Annotated in this window: 23 protein-coding genes and 1 tRNA gene; 17 read left to right on the top strand and 7 right to left on the bottom strand. The window is 52.9% G+C overall.

Annotation, left to right across the window (positions count from 1 at the left end; all coding sequences use genetic code 11):
* Window positions 1–6 precede the first annotated feature (6 nt).
* Window positions 7–366 (bottom strand): phosphomannose isomerase type II C-terminal cupin domain, encoded by a 360-nt coding sequence (locus tag NVIE_RS05360; protein ID WP_075054366.1) that lies wholly within the window; start codon window positions 364–366, stop codon window positions 7–9.
* A 201-nt stretch (window positions 367–567) separates the two neighbouring features.
* Between NVIE_RS05360 and NVIE_RS05355 the strand changes: the two genes are divergently transcribed.
* Genes NVIE_RS05355 through NVIE_RS05340 form a run of 4 tightly spaced genes read left to right on the top strand, consistent with a single transcriptional unit; the run spans window position 568 to window position 5,234 of the window.
* Window positions 568–1,260: an HD domain-containing protein gene (locus NVIE_RS05355; RefSeq protein WP_075054365.1), complete on the top strand. Its 693-nt coding sequence runs from the start codon at window positions 568–570 to the stop codon at window positions 1,258–1,260.
* A 53-nt stretch (window positions 1,261–1,313) separates the two neighbouring features.
* Complete coding sequence (locus tag NVIE_RS05350) at window positions 1,314–2,192, top strand: electron transfer flavoprotein subunit beta/FixA family protein (RefSeq protein WP_075054364.1); 879 nt, start codon at window positions 1,314–1,316, stop codon at window positions 2,190–2,192.
* A complete protein-coding gene (locus NVIE_RS05345) occupies window positions 2,189–3,364 on the top strand; it encodes an electron transfer flavoprotein subunit alpha/FixB family protein (RefSeq protein WP_075054363.1) in 1,176 nt (391 codons plus the stop codon). The genes NVIE_RS05350 and NVIE_RS05345 overlap by 4 nt, the downstream gene beginning before the upstream one ends.
* A 1-nt stretch (window position 3,365) precedes the next feature.
* Window positions 3,366–5,234, top strand: a complete 1,869-nt coding sequence (locus NVIE_RS05340; RefSeq protein ID WP_075054362.1) for an FAD-binding protein — start codon at window positions 3,366–3,368, stop codon at window positions 5,232–5,234.
* Here the strand turns inward: NVIE_RS05340 and NVIE_RS05335 are convergent.
* Window positions 5,231–5,785 (bottom strand): thioredoxin family protein, encoded by a 555-nt coding sequence (locus NVIE_RS05335; protein WP_075054361.1) that lies wholly within the window; start codon window positions 5,783–5,785, stop codon window positions 5,231–5,233. The two genes, NVIE_RS05340 and NVIE_RS05335, sit on opposite strands and share 4 nt — an antisense overlap.
* 111 nt (window positions 5,786–5,896) lie before the next feature.
* On the opposite strand from NVIE_RS05335, the gene NVIE_RS05330 reads away from it, so the two are divergent.
* The 7 genes from NVIE_RS05330 to NVIE_RS05300 all read left to right on the top strand — a co-directional run bounded on the left by NVIE_RS05330 (window position 5,897) and on the right by NVIE_RS05300 (window position 10,171).
* Window positions 5,897–6,169: a hypothetical protein gene (locus NVIE_RS05330; RefSeq protein WP_144239524.1), complete on the top strand. Its 273-nt coding sequence runs from the start codon at window positions 5,897–5,899 to the stop codon at window positions 6,167–6,169.
* Window positions 6,170–6,328: 159 nt separating this feature from the next.
* Complete coding sequence (locus NVIE_RS05325) at window positions 6,329–6,517, top strand: hypothetical protein (RefSeq protein ID WP_075054359.1); 189 nt, start codon at window positions 6,329–6,331, stop codon at window positions 6,515–6,517.
* 57 nt (window positions 6,518–6,574) lie between these two features.
* Entirely contained in the window at window positions 6,575–6,967 is a 393-nt protein-coding gene (locus NVIE_RS05320) for a hypothetical protein (RefSeq protein WP_144239523.1), read from the top strand.
* Between the two features lie 27 nt (window positions 6,968–6,994).
* The gene (locus NVIE_RS05315; RefSeq protein WP_075054357.1) at window positions 6,995–7,354 is read left to right on the top strand and encodes a hypothetical protein; all 360 of its coding nucleotides are present in this window, start codon (window positions 6,995–6,997) and stop codon (window positions 7,352–7,354) included.
* 163 nt (window positions 7,355–7,517) lie between these two features.
* Window positions 7,518–8,873: a tRNA (N(6)-L-threonylcarbamoyladenosine(37)-C(2))-methylthiotransferase gene (locus NVIE_RS05310; protein ID WP_075054356.1), complete on the top strand. Its 1,356-nt coding sequence runs from the start codon at window positions 7,518–7,520 to the stop codon at window positions 8,871–8,873.
* 95 nt (window positions 8,874–8,968) lie between these two features.
* The gene (locus tag NVIE_RS05305; RefSeq protein ID WP_158435106.1) at window positions 8,969–9,940 is read left to right on the top strand and encodes an FtsZ/tubulin family protein; all 972 of its coding nucleotides are present in this window, start codon (window positions 8,969–8,971) and stop codon (window positions 9,938–9,940) included.
* A gap of 36 nt (window positions 9,941–9,976) precedes the next feature.
* Complete coding sequence (locus tag NVIE_RS05300) at window positions 9,977–10,171, top strand: hypothetical protein (protein WP_227717486.1); 195 nt, start codon at window positions 9,977–9,979, stop codon at window positions 10,169–10,171.
* A 141-nt stretch (window positions 10,172–10,312) separates the two neighbouring features.
* Here NVIE_RS05300 and NVIE_RS05295 read toward each other — a convergent pair whose 3' ends face one another.
* Window positions 10,313–10,705, bottom strand: coding sequence for a 50S ribosomal protein L31e (locus tag NVIE_RS05295; protein ID WP_075054355.1), 393 nt, complete (start codon window positions 10,703–10,705; stop codon window positions 10,313–10,315).
* 15 nt (window positions 10,706–10,720) lie between these two features.
* Window positions 10,721–10,879, bottom strand: a complete 159-nt coding sequence (locus tag NVIE_RS05290; protein WP_075054354.1) for a 50S ribosomal protein L39e — start codon at window positions 10,877–10,879, stop codon at window positions 10,721–10,723.
* A gap of 93 nt (window positions 10,880–10,972) precedes the next feature.
* On the opposite strand from NVIE_RS05290, the gene NVIE_RS05285 reads away from it, so the two are divergent.
* Complete coding sequence (locus NVIE_RS05285) at window positions 10,973–12,121, top strand: 3-hydroxyacyl-CoA dehydrogenase family protein (protein ID WP_075054353.1); 1,149 nt, start codon at window positions 10,973–10,975, stop codon at window positions 12,119–12,121.
* 233 nt (window positions 12,122–12,354) lie between these two features.
* On the opposite strand, the gene NVIE_RS05280 is transcribed toward NVIE_RS05285, so the two are convergent.
* Complete coding sequence (locus tag NVIE_RS05280; protein ID WP_227717485.1) at window positions 12,355–12,912, bottom strand: TIGR00725 family protein; 558 nt, start codon at window positions 12,910–12,912, stop codon at window positions 12,355–12,357.
* A gap of 31 nt (window positions 12,913–12,943) precedes the next feature.
* On the opposite strand from NVIE_RS05280, the gene NVIE_RS05275 reads away from it, so the two are divergent.
* From NVIE_RS05275 to NVIE_RS05260, 4 genes are all read left to right on the top strand, one after another.
* Window positions 12,944–13,645 (top strand): phosphoribosyltransferase, encoded by a 702-nt coding sequence (locus tag NVIE_RS05275; protein ID WP_227717484.1) that lies wholly within the window; start codon window positions 12,944–12,946, stop codon window positions 13,643–13,645.
* A 38-nt stretch (window positions 13,646–13,683) separates the two neighbouring features.
* Window positions 13,684–14,955, top strand: coding sequence for an adenosylhomocysteinase (ahcY, locus tag NVIE_RS05270; RefSeq protein WP_075056007.1), 1,272 nt, complete (start codon window positions 13,684–13,686; stop codon window positions 14,953–14,955).
* A gap of 785 nt (window positions 14,956–15,740) precedes the next feature.
* Window positions 15,741–16,427, top strand: coding sequence for a hypothetical protein (locus NVIE_RS05265; RefSeq protein WP_144239522.1), 687 nt, complete (start codon window positions 15,741–15,743; stop codon window positions 16,425–16,427).
* Window positions 16,428–16,627: 200 nt separating this feature from the next.
* Window positions 16,628–16,702 (top strand) — tRNA-Val (locus tag NVIE_RS05260).
* Between the two features lie 525 nt (window positions 16,703–17,227).
* Here the strand turns inward: NVIE_RS05260 and NVIE_RS05255 are convergent.
* Window positions 17,228–17,395 (bottom strand): 50S ribosomal protein L40e, encoded by a 168-nt coding sequence (locus NVIE_RS05255; protein ID WP_075054350.1) that lies wholly within the window; start codon window positions 17,393–17,395, stop codon window positions 17,228–17,230.
* Window positions 17,396–17,565: 170 nt separating this feature from the next.
* Between NVIE_RS05255 and NVIE_RS05245 the strand changes: the two genes are divergently transcribed.
* Entirely contained in the window at window positions 17,566–18,987 is a 1,422-nt protein-coding gene (locus NVIE_RS05245) for a sialidase family protein (protein WP_144239521.1), read from the top strand.
* Window positions 18,988–19,157: 170 nt separating this feature from the next.
* Here NVIE_RS05245 and NVIE_RS14545 read toward each other — a convergent pair whose 3' ends face one another.
* Entirely contained in the window at window positions 19,158–19,748 is a 591-nt protein-coding gene (locus tag NVIE_RS14545) for a winged helix-turn-helix domain-containing protein (protein WP_084790641.1), read from the bottom strand.
* Between the last annotated feature and the right edge of the window lie 169 nt (window positions 19,749–19,917).

Raw genomic sequence — 19,917 nt, 5'->3', positions numbered from 1 at the left:
GTCTAGCTAGGCGTAAAGGACGTCCTTCGTCCTCCCAAAGTCGTCCTCTATCCTGACAATGTCGTCTTCGTCAAAATGGCCGTACGATATCTCCAGGATCAGGGCGTCTGAACCCTTTGCGGCAAGCCGGTGCCTTGCGCGGGTTGGTATCTCAAACTCGTCGCCGGCCTTGCCTGTAAACGTCTTGCCGTTTATCTGAACAATAGCGGGTCCCTTTACCACCTTCCAGAACTCTCTGCGCTTTTCGTGGTATTGCAGGGAAAGCCTGCTTCCTGCCTTGACGTGGATGAGTTTTACGGTGCACGGGTCGTTTTTGTTGAACTGCTCAAACCATCCCCACGGTCTTTGCTCTCTGCTTGTCTTCATTTTGTTATTATCACTCACTCAAAGGAGCGCCAACGCTTGCCTGCGTCAAGGACACCACCACCCGAGCCTCAACAACGGTGCGGCAAGCGCCGGTCGCTGGACTATATGGACGGAATAATAATTTTAAAGAGTTATGAACAAATCCTCTAGGCCCCCCTCTTAGCAAATCTTTTCTTGCAGTTCTGCATCAAACTATACTATATGGCCCAGACGACCACCAAGGCAAGCAGGAGCGAGTTCCTCTCGTTCCTTGAAAACGAAGGCAGGTTTCGCCCCGACAGCCTGATAGAGGGCGCGATAGAGGTCGCCGAGGAGGTGCACGCCGGGCTTGTCAGGGAGGACGGCAAGTCGCTCTTTCTTGAAACCCACACGTGGCCGGTCGCAATGGACGTGGTGGCTCATTACCGTGCAAACAACAGGAACATAACCGGGGTAGAAATCGCGTCGGCGATACTGCACGACGTGATGGAAGACGACGAGCGCATACTCAACCTGTACGAGTCCAAGGCGTACGGGTTTGAGGCGTACCTTGCGTACAGGTTTGGTACAAAGGTGCAAGAGATAGCAAGCGACCTGAAGATAAAGCCCCTTGAATTGTTTCCCGGCGAGACCGAAGACGAGCGCAAGGCCGCGCGCTTTTGGGATTACTGCAGCCTCCTTGCAAAGGCGGACTATGACGTCAAGGTGATAAAACTTGCTGACCGGCTCAACAACATGGCCTTCATATACAGCCTGCCGGGGCACGAAAAGCAAAAGCGCTACATGCGCGAGGCAGAGGACTTTTACCTTGCCTATGCAATGATGGAGCCCAGCATGCCCCAGTTTTATGCAAGGCTTCGCAGGGCGTACGAAGCGCTGCGGTCCCGACAAAAACAGCTGGCTACCACCGTGTAATACATGGCAAACCCATTTAAAGGAAAAGAATGGAAATAAAGGGAGCATAAAGTATGCCAAACCTTAACGTTGCCGTTATTGTGAAACTAGAGCCTGATTTCTCCGAAGGGAATGTAAGTTACAACGCCGACGGCACGCTCAACAGGGCAGAGACCAAGAGCATTCTCGGGCCCCACAGCGCCATCGCCTGCCAGGCCGCGTTTTACGCCCGGGTAAAGTTTGGCGCCAAGGTGTCAGTGGGCACGATGGGCCCGCCAAACGCGGACGCCGCCCTTGCGCAGGCGCAGCTGATATGCGACGCGGAGGAGCTGCACCTGTACAGCGACAGGCTGTTTGCCGGCGCCGACACGCTTGCCACCGCCGAGACCCTGCAGGCCGGTATCGCCAAGATGGACGGCAAGATGGACATTGTCTTTTCCGGCCACCGCGCGTCCGACGGCGAGACCGGCCAGACGGGGCCGCAGACTGCATGGAAGCTTGGGTTCACGTTCCTTGGCCACGTCGTAGGCTATGACATCGACATGGAAAGGCGGGTGGTGAGGGCAAGGCGCCTCATATCGCTCCAGGGAGTTTACGACGTGATAGAGGAAGTGGAGGCCCCGCTTCCGGTGTTTATCGCAATCGACCCGTCGTACAAGCCGTCGTTTGACACCGTCTCGCAGAGGCTTGCCCTTGAAAAATACCAAAAGGAGGCAAAGGAAAGATCGGCCGACTACAAGCGCTACCTAAAGACGTTCAACGCGCAGCAGCTGGGAGTCGACCCCAAGATGGTTGGCCTACCCGGCTCGCCCACCATAGTGTACAAGGTAGAAAAGATACCCAAGGCCAAGGCAAGCAGAAAGGCCGAGGTGATAGACGGCGCAGACCGCGAGCAGTTGCGCAGGGTCGCTGCCAAGATCCACGAAGTGCTTGGAGGCATGGTAATAAAATGAAGTACGAGCACCTGTACGTGACAATCGAGCACGAAGAGGGCAAGCTGGTGCCTGTCAGCCTCGAGATGCTCGGCGAGGCAAGGCGCCTCATGGACGGCTACAACAAGAAATACTCGGCCGACGAAAAGGTGGTCGCTATAGTCCTTGGAAGCGGCGTGCGCGCGGTATGCGACGAGCTCATTTACCACGGCGCGGACGTCGTGATATACGCGGACAGCCCCGAGCTGAAATACTCGCGCAACCTTGTAGACACCAAGGTCATCTCACAGATAGCGCTTGACAAGTCGCTTGTCGCAAAATTTGCAGATTCTTCTAATTTTGTCCGGCCCCGGTACATGTTCTTTGCGGCAGACAGCGTGGGCAGGCAGCTGTCCTCGACTGTTATGGCGCAGCTTGACTCGGGCCTTGCGTCTGACATCAACAAGCTTGTAATCGGCGACCTTGAGATAAGGCACGAGCACAAGACCAAGGGCCAGCAGATGGTCTACGAAAGGACGCTTGAAATGTACAGGCCTGACTTTTCCGGCTTTCTCTGGACTACTATCCTGTGCCTTGACAACCGCAACCCTGCGATCGCAAGGGACTACCACCCGCAGGCCTGCAGCATAATCCCGGGAGTGTTTGAGCCCATAGAGCGCGACACTTCGAGGAAAGGCGTCATAGTTGACTACTCGCCGGCGTTTGACCCCGACGACCTGAAGGTAAAGGTGCTGAGCAGAAAGCAGGTCAAGAGCGCTGTCGACTATGACAGCAAAAAAGCGGTGGTCAGCTTTGGCCGGGGGATAAAGGACGCGCCGGAGCAAAACATCAAGCTCGTCGCCGAACTTGCAAAAGAGATCGACGCCGAGGTCGGGGTGTCGCTTCCAATATCAAAAAAGCCATATCCCGTGAGCGAGGGCATCAGCTCGGCCTACATGATACCTGACAGGGTGATAGGCACGAGCGGCAGGAAGATAATGCCGCTTCTCTACATTGCCGCCGGCATCAGCGGCGCCATGCAGCACATCGCCGGCATGAAAGAGTCCTGCTTTGTGATTGCGATAAACCCGGACGCCGAGTCGCCGATAAAGGATGAGTGCGACATGTTCATCAAGGGAAGGATGGAGGACGTTATACCCGCGCTCATCGAGGAGCTGCGCGCCATCAGGCCCGCGCTGGAGGCGAGGAGATAAAATGACTGAGCACTATGACGTCGCGGTCATTGGCGGAGGCTCGGCGGGGCTTGCCGCGCTCAAGAAACTTGCAGACCTTGGCAAGCAGGCCGTCCTCATCGAGGCCGGCAGGCAGGTGGGGACAAAAAACGTCTCTGGAGGCATCCTGTACTCAAAGAAGCCAAAGCAAGGCAAAGTGCACAACGTCGAGGACGTCTATGGCAACTTTTCCGAGGCGCCGGTGGAGCGCAAGATTACCCAATACATCCTGCACGCAGTGTCAAAGGACAAGGACTTTGCAATCGACCTTACTGCCGCGCACGAGTACCAGGCCAACTTTGGCTATTCGGTGCTCCTTGGCAGGCTGAACGCCTGGTTTGCAAAGCAGGCCGCAGAGGCCGCTGAAAAGGCCGGCGGGGGGATAGTGTCAGGCGTCCACGTCCGCTCAATTAGCTGGAACGACAGGCACGCGGTGATAGAGACCGACGAGCTTGAACCTTTTGAGATAAAGGCGGTAATTGCCGCAGACGGCGTCAACTCGGAAATAGCCGAGATGACAGGAGCTAGGCCCAAGTTTTCGCCGGCACAGCTGTACCAGGGCGTCAAGGTGGTTGCAAAACTGCCCGAGCAGATCCTTGAGGAGCGCTTTGGCATAGGCCCGGACGAAGGGGCCGCCCACCTGTTTGCAGGAGACGTCACGCTCGGGCACATCGGGGGCGGCTTTGCCTACACAAACCGCGACACGCTCTCGGTGGGCGCCGTCTACCATTTTGACTCGCTGATGGAAAAACCTGCAGAGCCTGGCGCGCTCGTAGACGCTCTATTGCGGAACCCGCTGGTGTCAGAGTTTGTCAGGGACGAGGTGGCAGTCAAGCAAGAGATTGACCGCAACCTGCCAAAGGAGGAGCAGCTGCGGATAAAATTTGCAGTCAGCAAGCTGATAAAGACGTGGAACGAACTGCGAGACGCCTATTACTCGCCTTCTGCGCGCAAGAGGCTGGTCGAGTCTGGAAAATACAAATCCGACGACGAGATAAGGTCGCGGCTTGAATCGATAAAGGGCGACCTGCAGTCCAAGTACGGGGCAAGATTTGAAACCGACTACGTCGAACTGGAATACTCTGCAAAACTCGTGCCGGACGGCAAGCGCTGCATGATGAAAAAGCCGTACCACAAGAACATCCTGTTCGTGGGCGACGCGGCCGGAAGGGGAGTGTTCATCGGGCCCAGGATAGAAGGGCTCAACGTCGGGATCGACGACGCCGTGAGGGCCGCCGAGTCGGTAGCCCGCGCAATCGACCGCGGCAACTTTACGCCGGAATATATGGGCGAGTACTATTCGCAGCAGGTAGAGGCAAGCCCGTACACGCGGGACATGCACGAAATAGACAAGGATTACCTGAAGATATTCCTTGACGCGGCAAAGGACGTGCCAAAGGACATCGTCGGCCAGCGCTACGGCATGATATTCCGGCTGATGTCCTCAAGCACGTTTAGGGGCCTTGCGGTGGGCCTTGCCAACATGCTCGGCTACGACAAACTATTGCCGCTGGTCGAGTCGGAGGAGACGTACGTGCAGGTGCCGATAGAAATCGCAGAAAGGCTGGGCAAGAAAGTTGCCGCATCGTACACGCCCACGATACCGAGCGTTGCAGAACGGGTCGCCAGCCTGAAATATGACGACGACAGGCAATCGCACATCAAAGTCACAAACCCCGAGTCAGAGTTCATGAAAAAAATCGTCACACTCTGCCCCACGAAATGCTACAGCCTCGAAGACGGCAAGGTGGTGCTGCAGCACGAGGCCTGCGTAGAGTGCGGGACGTGCGCCAAAGAAACCGAGTGGCGCCATCCAAGGGGAGAAAAAGGGATCGTCTACCAGTACGGCTAGTTATTATTTTTCCACTTGATCGAGCAGCCGATAGACGGGTCGAAATCCTTTTCCAGCTTTTTGCCAGAGAGGAGCGTACGCACGTTGTTCTCCATTACCGGCACGGTCGGCCTGGCCTCCGGCTCCATCGCGTCGTTTATCCTGCCGTGGAATGCCAGCTTGCCGTCGACAAAGAGGAACGGGTCTGGCGTGCACACCGCGCCATACGCCCGCGCGATGTCCTGACTCTCGTCGATCAGGTACGGGAAATTCAGGCCGTATTCCTTGGAGAACTTGACCATGTTGTCAAAACCCTCGTCCTGGTAGCTTGGGTCGTTGCTGTTTATTCCGACGACCTGCAGTTCAGAAGGCTTGAATTTGGACTGGAGCGCGACGATGTCGCCTATCCTTGCCTTGACAAAGGGGCAGTGGTTGCAGATGAAAACAACAAGCGTCGCCTTGCCCTTGTACTCGGAGAGCGAGTGCATCTTGCCGTCGACGCCCTTTAATTGGAAATCGGGTGCACTTGCGCCCGTTTTCAGGACCTGCGGGGATGAAAGTGTTCGTGCCATGCCTCAAGATCGTGCTTCAGATATTATATCTATTGCGATGATTCTCTTGCGACGCTTGAAATCAACCGTCCTCTATTACTGTCTGACATGAGGTTTGTCATAAGAGCAATCATGCCTACCGAAGCAGGCAACAAGATGGTCAAGGATCCGAACTTTGTTTCCAGCATGGAAAACTACATCAAGGCCAACAAGGCCGAGGCCGCGTACTTTATGGAACTGAATGGCGACAGGACTGCCGTGTTTGTGCTTGACTTGCCAAGCATCGACATGATGCCTGCAGTGGCAGAGCCCCTGTTCATGCTCGGAGCCAAGGTCGAGTTACACCCTGCGATGACGATTAATGACTTGAAAAAGGGGATCGCTTTGGCGATGGGCAAGGCCTGACAAAAATATCAAGAGCATAAACTGACTGATTTCGCTCAGGCAACCAAAGTCACATGCCTTATGCTCCAGCAGTGTCTGTGGTGTAGTGTTGTTTGCGCGTGACTATGGTCTCTTTACCTGCAAGGTCAATGATTAATAGCAAAACCTGCGTAATATTGCATGATGTCCATCGACAACGATGGCGGCAGAACACTATCGCTTGTCCTGCTTGTAGCCTCGGCTGCAACCATAATCATATCGGTGGTTATGCTGGTGCTCTATGGGATTTACTTTTTCCTTTTCTTCCTGCCAATAACTTTTGGCCTCCCATGGTCGATAAAGAAGCTGCGAAAAAAGCAAGGGCCGTAAAACGCCGGGAGTACGAGCGCGCTAGTCTATTATAACGCGGTCTTGCACTAATCGCAAATGTCTGCTACTTCTGAATCTCTGGATGTGATTTTGCAGCTGCCCCAGCGCAAGCTCGTAGTGGCGCAGAGTGACGTTTACCTGAACAAGCCTGCCAAGAATGAAATTTTTGTCCTGATGGTCGAAGAATCGCGCGGGTCGGCAGGCGGCCGCGCGGCAGGCTCGGGCCACCGGAAGATAGGCAAGGTGTACGGCTTTGCATGCGAGGGCGGCAAATGCGACAAGCTCCTCGAGGTGGACGACCCTGCCAAGGTCGAGATGTTTGACATCCCGTACAGCGCAGTCGCCATGGACATCGTGCTTTCTACCGGGCAGCCGTACGTCGTGCAGGGGATAGTGGACCCTGACTTTGTTGCGAACTACAAGAGCGTCGTCGCGGGCAATCTAAAATAGTGCAAAGAGGAGATAATTGATAGCGTATTGTCAGGAGAACAAAACCGAGTCGAAGAGGCGGCCTCTGCAATCGAGGACCTGCTCTACATGGGCGCAATAAGGCTTGACGGGGACAGGGCGCTCCTGTCGCCGCAGTTCTCGCTCGTAGCCTCCAACGTGATTGACAACATGAAGGTAAAGGCAGACAGCCCCGCGGAAGTGATGAAGCTGATGTACTACTCGCTTTTGATATACATGAACGAGTACCTGAAGATGCCAAAGGCGCTCACTATGGCGCTTGGAAACGACATGGAAAACCACCGCGACGCGATGGAGTCCGGGGCGCTTGTCACGACCTACGTAGCCATCCTCTCAGAGATCTGGTCGCAGAACAGGCATCACGCATGATCCTGTACCGGGCTGGCAACGGCGTCGTCAGTGCCTGCCACGCAAGCTGGGATCTGGGACGGTTTTTTCTACAACAATCAATACCGCCCTGCCAAAACCAAAAGACCCATTTCCAAAAGACACATGATTTTTAAACCAATGCGCGCTACCAGATGCCGTATATATGTACGTCCGGTCGCTCAAGCCCAAGCTCATAGAGTCAATACACCTCATCAAGAGGCAAGAAGAACCTGCAAAGGGCAAGGTGTGGATAGAGGCGTACGGCTGCTCTGCCAGCATGGCAGACTCGGAAATGATAACCGGGCTTTTAAAGAGCGCCGGCTATGAAATTGCGTCAAGCAGGAAGGAAGGCTCGCTCAACCTCATCGTCACGTGCTCTGTAAAGGACACGACAGAGCACAAGATGGTCCACCGCATAAAGCAGCTGAGCAGGACCGGCAAGCCCCTCGTCGTTGCGGGCTGCCTCCCAAAGGCTGACAGGGCGATGGTCGAGTCGCTCAGCCCGATGGCAAGCCTCATGGGGCCGCACTCTATCGACCGGTCCGCGGACGTCGTCGGCTCGGCGTTTTCCGGCAGCCGCCTGGTCGCACTTGAGGATTCTCCAGTTGACAAGGTCAACGTGCCGAGGGTCAGGATAAACCCCGTGGTGAGCATCGTCGAGATTGCAAGCGGGTGCATGAGCGAGTGCACGTTCTGCCAGACAAAGCTTGCCAAGGGGTGGCTCCACAGCTACAGGATCGGAGACATTGCAAGGCAGGTGAGGGACGACGTCGACGCAGGATGCAAGGAGGTGTGGCTCACCTCGACTGACAGCGGCTGCTACGGCCGCGACATGGGGACAAACCTGGCAGAGCTATTGAGGGCGTGCGCCGGGATTGACGGCGACTTCAAGATCCGCGTCGGGATGCTGAACCCGCAGTACATGCCCGACATGATGGGCGAGATTGCCGACGCCTATGCCCAAAATGAGAGGCTGTTCCGGTTCATCCACATGCCAGTGCAGAGCGGGAGCGAAAGGATATTGAGAAAGATGAAGCGCGGCCACACAGCGCGGGTGTTTTCAGACGCGGTAAAAACATTGAGGGCAAAAATGCCCGACTTTACAGTATCGACCGACATCATCGTCGGATTTCCTACCGAGACTGAGGAAGACTTCCGACAGACGCTTGACCTTCTCAAAGAGACGCAGCCTGACGTTGTCAACATCTCCCGGTACAGCGCCCGGCCGGGGACGGAATCTGCCAAGTTAAAGAAGGTGAGTTCGCAGGTCGCAAAAGAAAGGTCAGAGCGGCTTACGAAGCTTGTGCGCGACATTGCGAAAAAGCGAAACGCCTCGTGGAAGGGCTGGCAGGGGGAGATCGTCATCGACGAGCTTGGCAAGGTCGCTCAGGGCAGGAACCATGCCTACAAATCCGTGGTGCTTGCCGGCAAGCCGGACGATTTCAAGCTGGGTGAAAAAATACGCGTCGAGGTTTACGATTTTTCCAGCTTTTCTTTGAAAGCCCGCGCGATCCTGTAACAGCTCAAACTTGTTACACCACGCGCGGCCAGCTGCTAATCTCCAAAGCTTTTTAACTTTCGCGAGCTACTGTTGCAGGGGGAGATCGGGGGATCGTGTCCGAAGATATTTTGATCAAAAATCCACTACTTGTTGTCGGGATCGGCGGCGCCGGAAGCAGGCTGGCAAAAAAGGCCAGCCAGGCAATTGGCTGCGAATGCCTCTTGGTGAGCAATGACAAGCGCGACCTTGAGGACAGCAATAATTCTATTTTCATTAATTCCGGCAAGTGGGTCAACCCTTCGACCTACAAGCTGAGGTCTTTTGCATCTGCAAAGCAAGAGCAGATCCGTGCCAAGCTTGAGGGCTTTGGCACCGTCATCGTAATAGCAAACCTTGCAGGAAGGGCAGGCGCGGCGATGGCGCCTGTAGTCTGCAGCACCGCCTGCAATGCAAGCACCGTCATCTCTTTTGCCATAATGCCTTTTGGGTTTGAGAAGGACCGCGTATTTTCTGCAGGCGTGTCTCTGAGGAGGATGCGAGAGGCGTCTCACTCGACAGTCGTGATGGACAACGACGCGTTCCTCGACAACAACCCCGAGCTCTCAAAGGAAGAATGCTACTCTATCACCAACAGCGCCATCGTCGAGGTGGCATCGTCCCTTGCCTCAAGGAGCGTCAGGCCAGACATGAACATACTGTCGACCAGCAAGGCGTCAGACGACTCGCAGGCGTCCCTCCGGGACTCTGTCTCGATGCTGTACCAGGACATCGCCGATACCGACGCCATCAGGCGCACCGTTGTGTACGTCATGGGGGGTGAAAACCTTCCAATCTCTCAGTTGAACCAGCTGGTGGGCCATGCGCAGGGCATATTCAAGGAGGAGGGGACGACAGAGATCGCAATGTCCTCTGTTGCGGCAAGTGACGGCGGCGTGCGCGTGCATGTGGTTGCATCGGCGCCGCAAAAGACCCGCTTTGACGCGTACGACCCGCTTGGCGAGATCTTTTCAGCAGACAGCCACCTTGACTGGGACGAGCCGGACTCGGCGCCCGATTTGGAGCTTGCAATCCCGATCATCGAATAGGTTAGTTATTATAGAAAACCGCCGCTTGGATGAGCGTTGGAAGGAATAATCCACTGTGGCTGCCGGTGCATAGTGTGCAAGGGCCAAAAGCTGGAAGGCAAGAGCTTTACCGCGCCCGACGGGTACCTTGACATCCACCACACCTGCAAGGACTGCGGCGCCCACTTTGACCACCTCGACGGCACCGTTTTTGAAAAGTGCGAGATCTGCAGCTACGCTAAGAAGTCTTGAACGAGTCTGTCAGCTTCTTGTGGTACATGCTCTTGCATTCCTTGTCTTGCGCTAGCCTGACTTCTTTCATCTTTTTCTTGTCGTAAATCGTCTGTAAAAATTTGTAGCAGACGGGGCAGACGTCAATCATTTACTTTACTACTATTGCGTCTTCTTCTCTTCTTCTGCCTTCGTCTCTTCTGCTGCTGGCTTGGCCTCTGTTGTCATAGCTGGCGTTTCCGTTGTTGTCGTTGCTGCCGGTGCCGGGGCCGGCGCAGACTCGGCCGGCTCCTCGTACAAGGAGACCGTGACGACGTCGTCCTCGTCCTTGACCATCTTGACCCTGACCTTTCTTGGCGGGTTGGTCTTGCCGCGGGACCAGATCTGCCTGTTGAGATCCTGGTCCAGCTTGACCTCGCTGGACTTCATGTGCTTTTCGGCGAATTCCCTTATCATGTTGACAACCCGGTCGGTCCTCTTGTGCTCTGGTGTGAGCCATGCCCTTCCGAGGTTGATAGTGTAAACGCGGGTAACGTTTTCTTCTACTGTTGACATTTTTTATTTCACTTCTTATCCAACTCTGACATCGGACCTGCGCCAAAGCCTGCGCTTGGGGTTGGTCCTGACCTTCCTGCTGGTCCTGATGATAACCCATGCCGGAACCGGCTGGTTCTGCCTGGTCTTTTTCATCAGTCGCTTTTTGCGCGACGTGTTCTTACGCGCAGCCATATACGCTTGTTCGATTCTTTTTCTCCGTCTTTTAAGTGTTGGCGTGATGATAGCAACATTAAAAATCACCGTGCAGTATGTGCATAGCTGTACATGTCCGTCTCAATAAACAAGATAACCGTCCTTGGCTCTGGCGTTATGGGCCACGGCATCGCACAGGTTTCAGCGATGGCCGGCTACACAGTTACGCTCCGCGACATCGAGCAGTCATTCCTTGACAAGGCGATGGAAAAGATCCGATGGTCGCTCAACAAGCTGGTCGAAAAGCAAAAGCTGTCGCAGCAGGACGCAGACAAGATATTTGCACGAATCACGCCTGTCGTTGACCTAAAGACTGCGCTAAAGGGCGCAGACCTGCTCATCGAGGCGGTGCCGGAGGACATGAACCTGAAGAAAAAAGTGTACGCAGAGGTGGACAGCTTTGCAGAGGACAAGACCCTCTATGCTTCCAATACGAGCACGCTCCCGATAACCGACATGGCCGCGCTCACGAGCAGGCCTGAGCGCTTTATCGGCCTGCACTTTTTCAACCCGCCGCAGCTGATGCCGCTAGTCGAGGTCATACCGGGCGCAAAGAGCAACGCCGGCATGGTCGACATGGCGATGGACTATTGCAAAAAGGTGGGCAAGCAGCCGGTCCTGTGCAAAAAGGACGTGCCCGGCTTTATCGTAAACCGGGTCTTTATCCCGCTGGTGCACGAGGCTGTGTACTGCATGGAGCGCGACAACGCCTCCATGACGCAGATAGACTCGGCAGTCAAGTTCCGGATGTCGTTTCCGATGGGCATATTCGAGCTAGCAGATTACACGGGCCTTGACGTGATACACAAGGCAACCGTCGAGATGCACATGCGCGATACCAAAGTCATTTTCCCACACCCCAAAGTCAAGCAGCTGTTTGAGGAAAAGAATCTGGGCCAAAAGACCGGCAAGGGCTTTTACGAGTACAAGGGCGACAAGTACGAGCGCGTCAACCTGACGGAGCAGGAAGCAGCGACGTACAACCCGATAAAACTGCTCGCAGTGGCGGCAAACAACGCCGCGTGGCTGATTACAAACGGCGTCTGCGACAGGGCAGAGCTTGAAAAGGCATTAAAGCTAGGCATGGGCCTGAAGAAGGAGCTGTTTGCGACCGTGCAGGAGTTTGGCCCGCAGGACGTGGTCAGGACGTTGCAGGATCTGGCGGCAAAATACGGGCAGTTCTACCAGCCAGACCCGTATCTTGTCAGCTATCGGGCCTAGCTCTTGCTGCGCAAAAATGACAGAAAGTCTTAAATCGTTTTTCTGCGTATAGACTGTGCCGAACTGGAAAGCACGATCCGTCAGAGGACTACGCAAAGGGTATAGGCTCTTGGCGCAAGTCGCTGTGGCTGCCAGAACGCACATACGTGCACATGTCTGCCTTCCGGGGCATGCATGTGTGTATATATATGCAAGTAATGGCAGAAACTACCGAAACACGCGCGTGTGCAATATCACGCTGTGTCAGGCAGATTGTCGTGCCCCAGCCCGGCATTCTCCTTTATCCTTTCTAGTATCATCCTGACCGCTTCTTTCGGGCTTGCTGCCGTCATTATCTCTACCCGCTTGCGCTCGTCAAGGTACCTGCCGCCGTATTCGTCAGCCGTTCCTCCGCTCCCCTTTACCGCAACCATCGGCTTTTTCATCATATACCCGACTGTCATCTCTGTCAGGGTGCCGACCCCTCCGCCTACTGCAATGATGCCGTCGGCAGAGCCGGCCACGATAAAGTCGCGGGCAAACCCGATCGTCGAGCAGACTATGATATCGCAGTACTTGTTTGCATAGCTAAAGTCGTCCTCCGGTATGATTCCCACCGTGAGCCCGTTGTTGTCCTTGGCGCCCCTGCATGCCTCTTCCATGACGCCGCCGAGGCCTCCGCATACCAGCACCGCGCCAGCCCTCGCTATCTCGCTTCCGACCTCGTACGCCGCCTTTCTTGCCTCGTCTGTGCACCTGTCTTTGTTGTAGCCTATGACCGCTATCTGGATCCTGCGCATGTGTGTGTGCAAGTGCAAGAAACGGCGGGGCAGAATTATAGTTTTGGACTGGTCAATGCTTAAAAACTGCGCCGGCAGGATCTATGGTGCAGTGGTGAGGTTCAGGAATCGGGCGGACGCGGGAAACGCGCTTGCCGAGGCGCTTGCGCCAGCAGTGAGAAACAAGAAGGAAGGGGGCACACTCATCCTTGGCATACCGCGGGGCGGAGTCGTCCTTGCAGACATTGTCGCAGGCAAGCTGGGAGCAGGCTTTGACATCGTGATCCCAAGAAAGCTCGGCGCTCCCGGAAATGAGGAGCTTGCAATCGGCGCAGTGATGGCCGACGGCACCGACTATGTCAACCGCTACGTGGTAATTGCGCTCAGGGTCAAGCAGGAATACATAGAGAGGGAAAAGGAAAAGCAGGTGGCAGAGATAGCGCGAAGGCAGTCCAAGTACCGCAAGGCCGGCCTGCCCTATGACATCCGCGGGAGGGACGTCGTCCTTGTGGACGACGGGGTTGCCACCGGCGCGACTGCGATTGCCGCGGCAAGGTGGATAAAAAAACAGCAGCCTTCGTCGCTCACAATCGCCGCACCCGTGGCGCCGGCGCAGACTGTCGAGGCGCTAAAACACGAGGCAGATTCCGTGGTCGTGCTTGCCGCGCCGGCAGATTTTGGCGCGGTAGGCGAGTTTTACGAGGACTTTGCGCCAGTGACGGACGAGCACGTCATGGCAATAATGCTCCGGCGGGCGCTGCTCTAGCGAACACGTAATATATGGCGCCGGCCTTTGCAGTTTTCATGGAATACCGCGTAAAAGACCTTGCGCTTGCCGAGGAAGGCAAGAGGCGCATAGACTGGGCAGAGGCGCACATGCCCGTTCTTGTTGCACTAAGAAAGAAATACAGCGAGACCAAGCCGCTGAAGGGAATCAGGGTGGCCGGCTGCCTCCACGTGACAAAGGAAACTGGCGTGCTGGTAAGGACGTTGAAGGCCGCCGGCGCAGAGCTATCCTGGTGCGGATGCAACCCGCTTTCAACGCAGGACGATGTCGCAGCATCTTTGGTCAAGCACGACGGCGTTTCCGTTTTTGCAAGCAGGGGCGTTTCTACAAAGGAATATTATGACGACATACACTCCTCGATGAAGCTGAACCCGCACATCACGATCGACGACGGCGCCGACCTGACGGTGGAGATGCACAAGGCGCTCGAACAAGGAAGGAACGGCGGCCTTGCCGGCCCGCTGTACGGAGGCACTGAAGAAACCACCACCGGCGTGGTGCGCCTGCGCGCACTGCAAAAGTCAGGAAGGCTCTTGTATCCGGTGATAGCGGTAAACGACGCTGAAACGAAGCACGACTTTGACAACATCTACGGCACAGGGCAATCCGCGCTGGACGGCATCATAAGGGCCACAAACGTGCTCCTGTCAGGCAAAAACATAGTCGTTGCGGGTTACGGCCACGTGGGCAAGGGGGTGGCAAAGCGGGCATCCGGCCTTGGAGCAAACGTGATTGTGACAGAGGTCGACCCGATTGCAGCGCTCAAGGCAAAGCTTGACGGCTTTGCAGTGGCAACAATGAACAAGGCCGCAGAGGTGGGAGATGTCTTCATCACGACCACTGGCTGCAAGGATGTCATAGTTGCAGACGACATTGCCAAGATGAAGGACGGCGCGATACTTGCCAACGCCGGCCATTTCAACGTCGAGATCTCTATTCCAGATCTTGAAAAGCAGTCGACAGGGACGAAAGAAATCAACCAGCACACGATGCAGTACAGCCTCAAGAACGGAAGCCGCGTCTACCTGATAGGCGAGGGGAGGCTCGTCAACCTGGCGGCTGCAGAAGGGCATCCGTCAGAGGTCATGGACATGAGCTTTGCAAACCAGTTCCTGTCGGTGCTTAAGCTGGCGCAGTCAAAGGGGACGATGAAGCCAATCGTCTACAACATCGACAAGCAGCAGGACCAGGAAATCGCGCTTGCAAAACTGCAGTCTATGGGCGTCGACATTGACGTGTTAACGCCAGAGCAAAAGGCATACCTCGACGGGTTTGCAGAAGGAACGTAGCTGAACAAGTGGGGGACATTACTCTTCGGCATATATGTACCCCAAAATACTGTGCACTCGTACAAGGCCAGCCAGAATGCACTTGACAAAAATCAGAGAAGAGCAAGATAGTAACCTATTTCAAAATATAGTCAACTGCCATGATTACAATAAACAAAACGAGAAAAAGCCATCTCTCATCGTTAAATAAACCACAAACGAAATGATTTGTGGTTATGGCAAAGTCTTTTGAGATAAGGGCTATAGGGCCAAGACCGCAAAAGGTGACCAAGTACATGTGCTTTTATTGTACAGCAGATGCTACGACAGAAGCACTGTTCCAGATGGGCAACGTTATCCTGATGCGAAGGTATTGCGATCAATGCTTGCCTAACGCGGAAATATGAAAGAAATAATTCCATTGTAGCAAAAAACAAACACAATGGAGGAACTACTGCAGACGTAAACCCAGCCTAGCTGCTGTAGAGTCAGCCAAGGTCATCATTCAAAGTAATTGCTCACATTGCTGGAATTAATGTTCCATTTCCTTTACGTGTTGCCCTGCCTGTACCAATCAGGATTACCTCCTCTCTTTGCAATTTTCACACTTTTCTTTTGGCATTAGCCGCCTGTGGAAATTAATGTTCTATCTTGATTTCGCTAGGATATGTGGGCACACTAGACTATACGGGCTTTTGGATACACACAAAAAAATCCGGATTGTTCTATAATATGATGCAACACTTTAACCGATATATGTAAATCATTACTCATTACTTAAATAAATCATGATTATATTATAGTATGTGTCACATAGGAGAGTTTACGGGAGGATCACGCCGGCAATTTCGCACAAGCATCTTGCAATGGCAGTCATCGGGCTGCTAGCGGCGGTCTCGACATCAGTCATCATATCCAGCCAGATGTTTCGGCAAGCTGACGCACAAGGTGGAGGTGGAACCTACAGGGTGGAATTCACCAAGGTCACAATACTTGACGATAACGATCCAGATTCAAGAATTTTTGGATCTGATAACGGGGAATTCAAACTATTCGGAGTAGTAAACGGCCAGCAGAAATATCTGGACACTTGCAACGCACCGAGTCCTTCTAGAACTTGTGATGGTGCCATGTATAGCGTTACTAATGGAGAGGTGGTAAGGTTTGCCAACAAGTACATTGATGTAACAATACCGCAAGGGGGCGTGCTAAATGTCGCTGCCTACGGATTAGAATATGACGGGAAGCGATGGACGGTTCCAAGACCGCCGGCATGGGACGCGAGTTATTGTCATACCCTCGCCGGAAGTCCATCTTGCGACTATATCTTCCAGATCATAAATTCGCCTAGCTGGATAAGCACCTTTGATACCAATGACCAGATAGGCTATGTAAACCACGCATATGCCGGACCGAACTATGAGAGAAGCAACGTCAACGCATTCTCGCACACCGATGAATACATACTCACGTACAAAATAACCAGGCTATAGTAAGGGAATATCATCCTCTACGCTTTCCTTCTTCATTTATTCTTGTTTGTTTGATGAATTCAATATAGTACCTATGGACATATTGCGATAACCAAGTAGAGAGATTTGTCCGCGTCAATCTTGTGCAAGATTCTCTTGTTGTCTTGCTATTAATGCCTGCTTAACATATATTATCGGTCAATCGAAAGCAAACACGCAGTGGATGGGTAGTCTAGCCTGGTTAGGATACCTGTCTCACACACAGGTGGTCGAGAGTTCGAATCTCTCCCCATCCACTTGATTTCATAAATGCACTTTCATTCGTTTCGTATACGTTTGCCGTCTTGATCATTGTCGCATCAAACACGCGTCATCATTACTTTCTCGTGTACAAATGACTGGTGGTGTGCACATTCAAACTAGAAGATCTGCAATTTGATTTTGTAACATCTGTTTTTTTTATTAGACTGCCCCCACCCGCGTATGACAGCCATAATGCCACCGGGCAGGGGAGTTGGGTTATGTCGACTTGCTCAGGCACGATTGAGGCCATGCCTGATAGAGAATACGTAATGAGGCGATAATAATGATGTTGTGGCCAAAATGTGGGATTCGTATGCAATTTACCGCCAACCGCGCTGTTCATGATTGAAACAAATTTGCCGGCGGAAGGGTCTATTTTGACAGTGTATGTGTTGTTCTATGAATATGTGCAGATAACCTAGAGTCCGGATTTTTCTCTGTTGATTTTTTCCAAAATGGTAACTAGGAGTCCTGAAAACGTAAAATGTGAAAAGGGTTGCTGCCCGTGCCCTCTTTTTTTACTTCTTGGCACCCAACGTCCTGTTCTTCAGGCGCATCTGGTCGCTGTGGCACTTTCTGCACCTTGTCGAAGATATCGGGTTCTTGCCACCGCAGCGGAAGCATATCTTGAAGTAGAGCCTGCGCTGCTGAGCGATCTGTTTCTTTGTCGCATCGGCTATCGGCATGTTCTTGTTCTTCCTTCATTCAGGCGAGGGCTGATTTATACCTATTCCGGGTTCTGCCCTGCTTTCGGCTTGCAAAAAGCCAACCTTGCAGCATCGGCTATATGTATATGGATTGACCATGCCTTTGCATTTTTTCCAACTCTAATATATTAGAAAATGCTATTGCAGTCATGAGACGTGTTGCATTGCTAGCAACAATAACGGCAGCAGCAATAGCTGCTGCCGCGGGTCTGATACTCGCCTTCTCTTCCGGTTCCTCTGCTCTATCAAACAAAAGTGCTGATCTGTCGCCCTCGTCTCTTGCCAATGGTAACAACAACAAGCCACAGGATACTGCTGCTGGTAGCAACCAGCAGCAACAAGTTGCAAGCAACAGAAGCAGCGTGGAATTTGGAGACGCAATCAACCTTACCAACAATCCCAACGACTCTGTTTACGGCCAAGTAGCATCTGCAAACGATAACGTCTATGTGGTGTGGCAGGAATCTGTCCGAGACCCTGCCTCCGGCCGCAGCAACAATTATGACATATTTTTCAAGGCAAGCCAAGACAGGGGAGAGACTTTTGATGGCGAAACATCAAACCTGAGCAGAAATGCAGGGTTCTCGGAGCACCCGCAGCTTGCTGCATCAGACGTTAACAACGCTGTATACGTCGTCTGGGCCGATAACACTTCCGGGAAAAGAGAAATACTCTTTACAAAAAGCGACGATGCCGGAAGGACATTTGGCAAGCCCAGAGTGCTCAGCAGCCCTGGCAGCGCCTCATCCTACAACCAGGAATTGGCAGCCTCTGGCAGCAGCGTCTACCTGGTATGGCAGGAGCAGGCTACTGACGGGGGCAATGCAATAGTATTCAGAGCCAGCAGCAACGGCGGCAACACGTTTGCAGATCCAGTCACTATTGTGCAAGGCAATAGCAGCAGCGTTGATTCAAGATCGTTTCCCAAAGTCGCGGCGCATGGAGACAGCGTGTATGTTGCGTGGAGCTCCGTCGGCAGCGGCAAGGGCAATCTGCAACAACAAGGGCTCTACTTTGCAAAGAGCTCTGACAGCGGGAGCACCTTTTCTCCGGCTGCCAAGTTAAACAAAGGAAACGAGGTAGTGGGCGAAGCCCAGGTTGCCGCGTACGGAGACGACGTCCATGTGATATGGGGAGGCTTGGATGCCGTGACCGTGGCAAACCTCTTTTACGTCCGGAGCAGCGACGGCGGAGACACCTTTACCGACCCTTCAAGCATTAGCTCTTTGAAGAGCCCTTCTAACGTCGAGCTTGCGATAATGAGTGAGAAGCCCCAAACGGGCGGCGATGCTGGCGGTGGCGCAGACGGGCTGGAGGCTTCTTACTCTCTGCACGTGGCCGCCCAGGTCCAGATGTCAGCTGGCAACGAGGAGATCATGTTTGTTCCAAATCTTTTTGGCGGCAATATTGATAATAATACATCGACACCTCCTTCCAACCTGAGCAACAACTCGGGGATTTCCGAGTGCCCATCAATATCAATATCTGGAAATGATGTCTTTGTCATGTGGGAAGATCTGACGACGGGGAACCATGAAATATTTCTTGCCAGGGGCAAAATCGTTTCCTAGGATACCATTACCACTGTCTATTTTGATTGCGTCTTTGTGTTATGCAATGGCCCTTTCTATCTTCGAGTACGCAAAGAACTCTAAATCTCGTTAGTACCGTCATAACAGGTTAACACAATACATAGCTCTAACAGAATCTAAAAGAATGAGAACAGGTGAATAGGTACATTTCAATTAGGAGAACGCTTACTTGCTGCACGAGATTCTTCTAATAGGGAAAGTATCTTCCGCCCGTTCTCTGCAATCACGTAATATTTTGTTGTTCCTATAGTTTCTGTCTCCTTTACAAGGCTATTTCTAAGAAGAATTTCAATATGGTTGTTCACCGTATTCCAATCAACATTGAATTCTTTTGCCAACTGCAGCTTGTTCTTGGGTGTTTCGCTGATTGAATTTAGTAATCTAACACGCAATGGACTTCCACGCATTCTTGCAATCAGTTTGAAGGTATCATAGTCATACCCTTGTTTGCTCCAAATCGATCGAATTCGTCCTCGCCATAAGAGAATGGCTGCTACTGTCCCCCAGCTTATAGGTAAGAGAATTGGCGAAGATTGATAAATTGCACCCAATGGTGTTGCATTAAATGTTACCATAATTTCATTGCCGGTACTGGGATTAGTATTTTCGTCTGATAGATCTATATTGATGTTCGATGTAAATCTCAATACGGTAAAAGCCGATACCATAGTAGCAATAACAAGTGTGCACAACAAGACAATATCGATGATTTCTTTATTATGGGAAAAACGCAAGGACATGATGTGCGATTCAAGATTAACGCTTCTAATATAGTTTTATCTGAACTATCTGTAAATATGCAAGGCTCGCCAGCTTTTGAATCGAATATTGGAGTTCCGATAAAACGATAAATATTATGAACAAACTGTGCAAAGAGCACAGGCAAAGATAACCTATGACTGCAAATCG

The organism is Nitrososphaera viennensis EN76, assembly GCF_000698785.1.
In the GTDB taxonomy this organism is placed as follows: domain Archaea; phylum Thermoproteota; class Nitrososphaeria; order Nitrososphaerales; family Nitrososphaeraceae; genus Nitrososphaera; species Nitrososphaera viennensis.
The sequence above is the reverse complement of the archived record's forward strand: the minus strand, read 5'-3'. Positions and strand labels throughout refer to the sequence as shown.